Source organism: Oceanobacillus damuensis (genome assembly GCF_001618145.1).
Taxonomy (GTDB): domain Bacteria; phylum Bacillota; class Bacilli; order Bacillales; family Amphibacillaceae; genus Oceanobacillus; species Oceanobacillus damuensis.
The window spans coordinates 1-7,009 of the sequence record NZ_LQNF01000060.1; the positions used below are offsets into that span (position 1 = coordinate 1).

At 34.2% G+C, this 7,009-nt stretch carries 5 protein-coding genes and 3 pseudogenes; 2 read left to right on the forward strand and 6 right to left on the reverse strand.

Features of this window, described 5'->3' with window-relative positions:
• A partial coding sequence (locus A4245_RS19215) for a transposase (RefSeq protein ID WP_157087776.1) occupies positions 1-502 on the forward strand: 502 nt, incomplete at its 5' end.
• Between the two features lie 104 nt (positions 503-606).
• On the opposite strand, the gene A4245_RS19220 is transcribed toward A4245_RS19215, so the two are convergent.
• The 6 genes and pseudogenes from A4245_RS19220 to A4245_RS19245 form a co-directional block, all read right to left on the reverse strand.
• Positions 607-1,284 carry a CPBP family intramembrane glutamic endopeptidase gene (locus A4245_RS19220; RefSeq protein WP_067730934.1) on the reverse strand — a complete coding sequence of 226 codons (678 nt, stop codon included), beginning with the start codon at positions 1,282-1,284 and terminating at the stop codon, positions 607-609.
• A 909-nt stretch (positions 1,285-2,193) separates the two neighbouring features.
• The gene (locus A4245_RS19225; RefSeq protein WP_067730936.1) at positions 2,194-2,772 is read right to left on the reverse strand and encodes a hypothetical protein; all 579 of its coding nucleotides are present in this window, start codon (positions 2,770-2,772) and stop codon (positions 2,194-2,196) included.
• Between the two features lie 165 nt (positions 2,773-2,937).
• Positions 2,938-4,419 (reverse strand): annotated as a pseudogene (locus A4245_RS19230) (UDP-N-acetylmuramoyl-L-alanyl-D-glutamate--2,6-diaminopimelate ligase).
• A gap of 219 nt (positions 4,420-4,638) precedes the next feature.
• Positions 4,639-4,992: a hypothetical protein gene (locus A4245_RS19235; RefSeq protein WP_067730938.1), complete on the reverse strand. Its 354-nt coding sequence runs from the start codon at positions 4,990-4,992 to the stop codon at positions 4,639-4,641.
• Between the two features lie 489 nt (positions 4,993-5,481).
• Positions 5,482-5,976 (reverse strand): DUF2441 domain-containing protein, encoded by a 495-nt coding sequence (locus A4245_RS19240; RefSeq protein ID WP_067730940.1) that lies wholly within the window; start codon positions 5,974-5,976, stop codon positions 5,482-5,484.
• An 80-nt stretch (positions 5,977-6,056) separates the two neighbouring features.
• Positions 6,057-6,652, reverse strand: a pseudogene (locus A4245_RS19245) (lipid II flippase family protein); the annotation flags it as partial.
• On the opposite strand from A4245_RS19245, the pseudogene A4245_RS19250 reads away from it, so the two are divergent.
• Positions 6,646-6,951: pseudogene (locus tag A4245_RS19250) on the forward strand (tyrosine-type recombinase/integrase); the annotation flags it as partial. The pseudogenes A4245_RS19245 and A4245_RS19250 overlap by 7 nt on opposite strands.
• Positions 6,952-7,009 lie beyond the last annotated feature (58 nt).

Genomic DNA, 7,009 nt, shown 5'->3' on the forward strand with positions numbered 1-7,009 from the left:
AAGCGACTACCAAGACGATATTGAAAGATTAGATTCTATTCCTGGTATCGCAACGCGAATGGCTGAACAAATGCTTGCAGAACTTGGAACAGATATTGAGAACCAATTTCCTAGTGCATCTCAAATGTGTTCCTGGGCTGGGTTAGTACCTGGTAATAACGAAAGTGCAGGAAAACGAAAAAAGTCTAAAACCAAAAACGGAAACAAATACTTAAAGTCAGCTTTAATTGAAGCAGCCCATTCTGTAAGAGGATCTAAAAACTATCTTGGAGCACTTTATCGGCGAACTGCGGCACGTAAAGGTAAGAAACGCGCTGGAATTGTAGTTGCACACGCCATTCTACGTATCTCTTATTATCTGTTGACACGTAAAGAAATGTATGTAGACTTAGGCGAAGACTACTTTGATAAACAGAAACAGCAATCGGTTGTTCGGCATTCCTTACGTCGCCTTGAGAGCTTAGGCTATACTGTTACGATAACAGAACAAGAAGCATCTTAATCCAATCATTTTTTCATACAAATAGATCAATGAATTAGGTCACAATCCTCTATTTTTAAAAAATAAATGGGCTGTGTCTACTTTAGTATTGACTTTTTTCATTATTATAGAAGTTTATTTTCATGGTAGTAGAATAGTGATACTAACAAATTATACAAAGAATGAATAATAATTACTGACCAAAGAGAATTACTTTTCTTATATATAAATCCAAATATGATTCCCAAAACAAAAGCTGTTATTATAGAATTTAGAACGTAAGGGAATTCAAACAGTCCCTTATAAAACCAAATAGGAAAGTGAATCGATACAAAGAGTAAAGCCGTAATTGTATTTGCTATCCAGAATCTAAAAGAATCCATAAGTTTTCTTAATAAAAAACCCCTAAAGACAATTTCCTCTATTATGCCAACTAATAAAATGGTATTAAGCCATTCATTAAACTCTATTTGAAAATCGATATTATTTTTTAAAACGACAAGATTTAAAACAACAAAATAGGATATGAAGGCTAAGGATGTCCAGCCTGCCCATTTTAATCCTTTTATAAAGTTATGATCTAAACCTAAATAGGAAAACGGATTACTTTTCTCCTTAATTTTAACTAATAATATAACAGGAATAACCCAAATAATTATTTTAATAATGGCTGATGTTGTAGCTCTTGGTACATAATCCATCAAATCTAAATATTGAAACAACCATAATTCTCTGATACACCACAGAGCATAAAATGATATGAAATATACCCAAATATAATTTCTATTTACTTTTAATACCATCAGGAACTCCCCCTTTTCTTTTACAACAATCCGTAGCAATAGGTAAGCATTTGATGTTATCTCCAGCTTTTCCCCTGCTCAAACACGGAACGTGATAGTTCCCCATCATTCCGCGCTCCATCTAACAATATGTACTAGACTATAAGTTCCTCGTTACCCTTAACGAAGGTATCTCCTACTAAAAGCTCGCACTGTGGAAATCCCCACGTTCCTACCCGATCGGTGCAATGAACGCTTGGAAAATAATTATTCTATATCCTTAGACTTGGGGCTATTCCTTCACTCCCATTACAGGAGGTTCATCAGTCATGCCCCTACCCTCACAAGGATAAATGCATTTCGTATTATCTTATAGCAACCATTTCGGATGACAGTCCTTGTTGCAACGTTCCTTGTTTTCCAAGTCCCTTACAACCTAGCTATCCTTACTAGACGTAGGTGTAACCTGTAAGCCTGTGAGCTGGATACCGCCAGTTGTTCGGTATAGCGTATTTCATATGGTGCATTCTTACTCTACACCACTCACACCATCGTTGGATGGTACATAAGTTTCCCTATGTTCTAACTTTAGACCCTTACATTCGGTTATTCGTCAGTTCTCTTGCAGGAGAACGATTCTCACCTTATCTAGTTTTTCAGCCGTGCGGCATATCCATTGGCATACCTTTCCACAAAGAATGGCTTCAGCCTCCGTTCTGCCGAATCTACCTGTACTTCAAACCCCTTGACCTGTCAGCCAAGACGCATGCAGGAGTATTGACGGGATGGTTTCAAGATACATGGTTCTATCATTCCCACCCTCAATTGTAAAGTTAAGATTTATCTTAGATAATCTTCTGTTTTTCACGTTTAGACGCTTATATCAGAACTTGTCGAGCGGCACCTGTTAGTTGAAGAAAGGCAACTTATTTATTCTTCAATATCCCATTCAAATTCTTTATCTTCAACAATGGAACCAACTGTTTTGAGATGGTTTTTATTATCAATTACTTCATAATCATTGATATGACTATCATTAACGTTTGAAGTAAGACTTCTTGTAACTGAATAACCTTCTTTTATTTGATTATTCTTGGTGATTGAAATTGTATAATCCCATTCATAAGAATTGGAATCCGTATCCTTTTTCAATTCTAAACCCATAAAGTCGTTTATAATTGCCTCCATAATTTCTTCATCCTCTATCGTTACGCTTGCTACTCTTTCTGGGTATTGGTTAGAGGAATTATGTGTAGAAATCACGATTTGCCTAAGAACGGTATCTCTATCCAGTTGTTCCGAAAAGGCTTCTTGAAACGTTGTATATTTTAGCTGGTCTATTATAAAAGTTGCTGCTATTCCCAACACAACCACTATACACGCAGAAATAATGAGAGCAGTTCCTTTTTTGATAAATAACATAAGAATAACTGCGATGATGAAAAGAGAAAGCAATAAAAGAATAAAATTATTATAGAAAAACTCCACTATAATTGATAAAAAATTCATTGGTTTCCCCCCAACCTTATAAAATACTTTTTCAATTGAAGTTTTGTTAATTGTCTTCCTAAACTATTGCACCATATAGTTTAAAGTGCAATACTTAACAAATTACAAAAAGACGTTCCCTGATTTAAGCATCGCACCTTAGTAATTGATTACAAGTAATTAAAACTACTTCTTAGATATTGCACTTCTCGCTATTTCCTTATCGTCAAAATGAATTATTTTATCTTTTAAAATTTGATAGGTTTCATGACCTTTACCAGCTATTAATACAACATCATTTGAAGTAGCCTTTTTGATGGCTTTATGAATAGCTTCCTCTCTATTAACAAGTAATTCATATTGTAATGAATTAAACTTTATCATTGCTTTTTCTATGTCATTCATTATTTGAATAGGGTCTTCTGAACGTGGATTATCAGAAGTAACGAAAACATCATTACTGTATCTGCTAGCGATTTCCCCCATAATTGGTCGTTTTCCTTTATCTCTATCCCCTCCACAACAACCAAAAACAGTTATTACTTTTCCCTTTGTGAACTCTTTAATAGTTTTTAATACATTTTCTAAAGCATCAGGTGTATGAGCGTAATCAACTAACACTAGAAATTCTTGACCTTCATCTATTATTTCCATCCTGCCATTGATACTTTTTAACTGGGATAGACTACTTCTAATATTATTAAGTGGTATACCTTCAATTAACGCTGCTGTAATACCAGCTAAGGCATTGTAAACATTAAACCGACCCACTAATTGCAGATCTATTTCAATTTCTCCTTTAAAGGAACTAAGTAAAAAACGAATTCCTTCTGAAGTCATAGTGATATTTTTTGCGGAAACGTCAGATGTATTATTGATTCCGTAAGTAATAACTTCGGCTGAAGTAACTTTAAGAAAATACTCAAAACTTGGGTCATCTGCATTTAGAACTGCGTATTTTTTTCTTTATAATTAAATGTATTTCCAAGCCTAGAGAATAAAAGACCTTTTGTGTTCCTATATTCTTCAAATGTACCATGATAATCCAAGTGGTCTTGCGTAAGGTTTGTAAATATAGCTGTTCTAAATTTACACCCCATTACACGGTTCATATCTAATCCTTGGGATGTAACTTCCATTACGCAATATTCTGTGTTATAGTCTCTCATTTTTCGGAAATTTCGTTGTAAAATTGGAGGCTCCTGTGTATTTATGTCAGTGGGATACATGTTTCCATTAATCTTTATGCCGTTATTACCCATTACACCAGCGTTAAGTCCGTAATCAGCAAAAATTTTTTCAATAATGTAAGACGTAGTGGTTTTGCCGTTGGTTCCAGTAATTCCTATAAGTTTCATCTCATGTGATGGATGATTATAAAAATGCGAGGAAATAACTGACATTGCACGCCTTGCATCTTTAACAAATATCTTGGGAACATCAATATCAACATCACGTTCTACAATAATTGGCTATTGCACCGTTTTCGACGGCAGCTTGTGCGAAAAGGTGTCTATCCTCTAGAAATCCTTTTATGGCTGGTACGCAGATAAACAAATTCCCCTTTTTCACTTTCCTTGAATCCATTTGTAAACCTGTAATTTCGACATTCATATTCCCTTTTATTTCTTTCACCATAAAAAGATTTGCTATCTCCTTTAACTTCAAGTTGGGACCCCTCTCAAAGAACTATTTATATCACTTTTATTTCCATATTGTTCACAATTAACTTTATATATGTTATTTTTTAGAACTACATAAGAGTTTAATCCGGTTTGGTAAGTGTTTCAACCTCGCACAGTTGTCATTGAATATCCTAAAAGAGTGATTTCGTTGAGTAATTATAGTGGTAGCAAAATTTAGACTGGAGATTATATTAGTTTTATTTTATTTATATACTGTTTTTGCAACTTTCTTTCCATGGCCAATGACTGATTTTACTGCTCTTTTCGCCCACGGTATGGCCAGATCATCATTTCCGGCCTTTATATGGAAATCTTTAATTAATTCTTCACCAAAAATACAAACAACTTTTACTGGTGTCCCATCTTCATATTTGAATTCCATATTAGAACTTTTATCATCAATTACAAAACTTTTGTATCTCATTATCCCTTTATCATCAAGGAGATAATGTTTCTTTGATATGTCCTTTTTAATAATTGCCTTAACTACACTATTTATAAAATCCCGTTCACCTTTTTGTATATAATCTCTATAATCTTTCTTTTTCTTCTGCATTCTATGATTCCCCCTTTGTATAGAAACACCTTAAATATATTCGTCATCAATATACAAAATTCCTTCTTAAAATGGAAGAAAGCAACAGTTAGTAATTCAATCTTTAGGTTAGATATAGCTGAAATCTCAGTCTAAGTTGGATAACACTGGATAGAATGCCAATCTTATACCGTGATAAAACCAACTGAATAAGAACTAGAGATAGCCAACTCTTACTAGACAAGGGGTTGGGGGCATACGGAATAGATAAAAACGATTGGATTATGATTGATTGTTGATTGGAAATGAAATTGGACTGTATTGAATACCGACTAAGTTTTCGCCATTTTTGGCGAATTAACCCGAAGGTCTACCGGGGAAATTTCGGAAAAAACTTCGGATTAGGAGCGTTAATTTTAGCGTCATCTGCCCGATCACTGAAATTCGTTTCAAGGACTTTATACAAGTAACGCAACCGATTGTTTAAGATGCGTCGTTACGTCTTTCCTCTTAACCATTTGAGTATAAAAGAAAAAGCATTCCATATGCTTCAACGATATGCATTCTATTTTCAATGGAAACACTGCCCTCGCAAATAACTTCAGTGTTGTCTGTTTTTTTACAATCGGAAAAATACCTCGATGCAAGACTCCTGATTTCATCTATAGACTTTCCTACGCTAAGATTTATAAGATTCATATCTGTTCTTAGTAATTTAGAACCGTCTTCAATCCTTACTGTATAAATATATTTTTTCTTTAAATCATTTCTATATTTCAACGCCAATCGAATTTCATCAAATAAATAGATAGATTTTAACCTGGATGGTTTATCGGCAAAGTTAGATTTTCTAACCTCTTCAAAAATAATTTCCCTTAAATATTGATTGTGGTAATGATCGCTATCAGAGTAATATCTTTCATTTAATATAACCTTCCCATATTTACATTCAAGCATTCTTCCACTCTCTAAAACTTCATTCGACACATGAAAATAATCAACCATAACATCCGTCCCTTTTTATAAATTCAACAAAAAAGGTGCTTCTCCTTCTTTATGGATTGCACCCGTACGTGGAATAACTTTCAAACAATAAACCTAGTAAACCAAGCAATATATTTAGCTCCTGGTATAAACAATAATTGTGCAAGTATAGTCCCGAATAATCTCGATATAACCATCATTAATGAAATACTTTTTAATGTATGGTAACTACCTCTTTCATTAACAACGTCGTCAGCAATTACAGATACCTTTGGGTCAATAAAAATAACTAACAATATGGTTGCTATACCATTAATTAACCCCCTGATGCCATTATTGCGGTCGATGCTCTTTCAGGTGCTAATAATGCAGCGTATAATGCTGATAATACACCTATTGTATATATTGCGGTAATTAACATATTCACAAAAAACAATTTTATTGGAAGATCCTTTACTTTTGTATCTCTCAAGTATGAGAATATAGGGAGGTTAAAATGTGTAATACCTCGCTTTATGTAATGCAAAGAAAATATTCTCTTGAATAAAGATGGAACTGAACCCCTCTCTTCAGATAAATGAATAATTGCTCTTGAAAATAGTGCTACAAAAGTAGGGAGGAGAAGTATTCCAAAAACCGTCCCAACTGTTGATGCCCCTATGAGAAAACGAAATTGTGTTTCTACAAACTCTAAAGAAATACCTAGATAGTAGAAATGACAGTGACCCAGCAATTTTTGTTACAGAACGATCTCCACATAGAATGAGTATAGCTCAAATGAGATATGTAATAAAACGTATATCCAAACGTGCGGGAATTAATAAAACTATTCATCCCCATCAGTTAAGGCATAGCTATGCGACGCACTTATTGAATAATGGTGCTCCTCTTGATGTTATACAAAGTCTATTAGGACACGAGAAAAGTGAAACGTCCCGAATCTATGCTCAATTAAGTGGAAGGCTCCGACAAGATTTTTATAGAAAATATTTTTAGGTGAATCGAGTAGGAGGGGGTGACTAACCCCCGACCTCTCACACCACCGTACGTACGG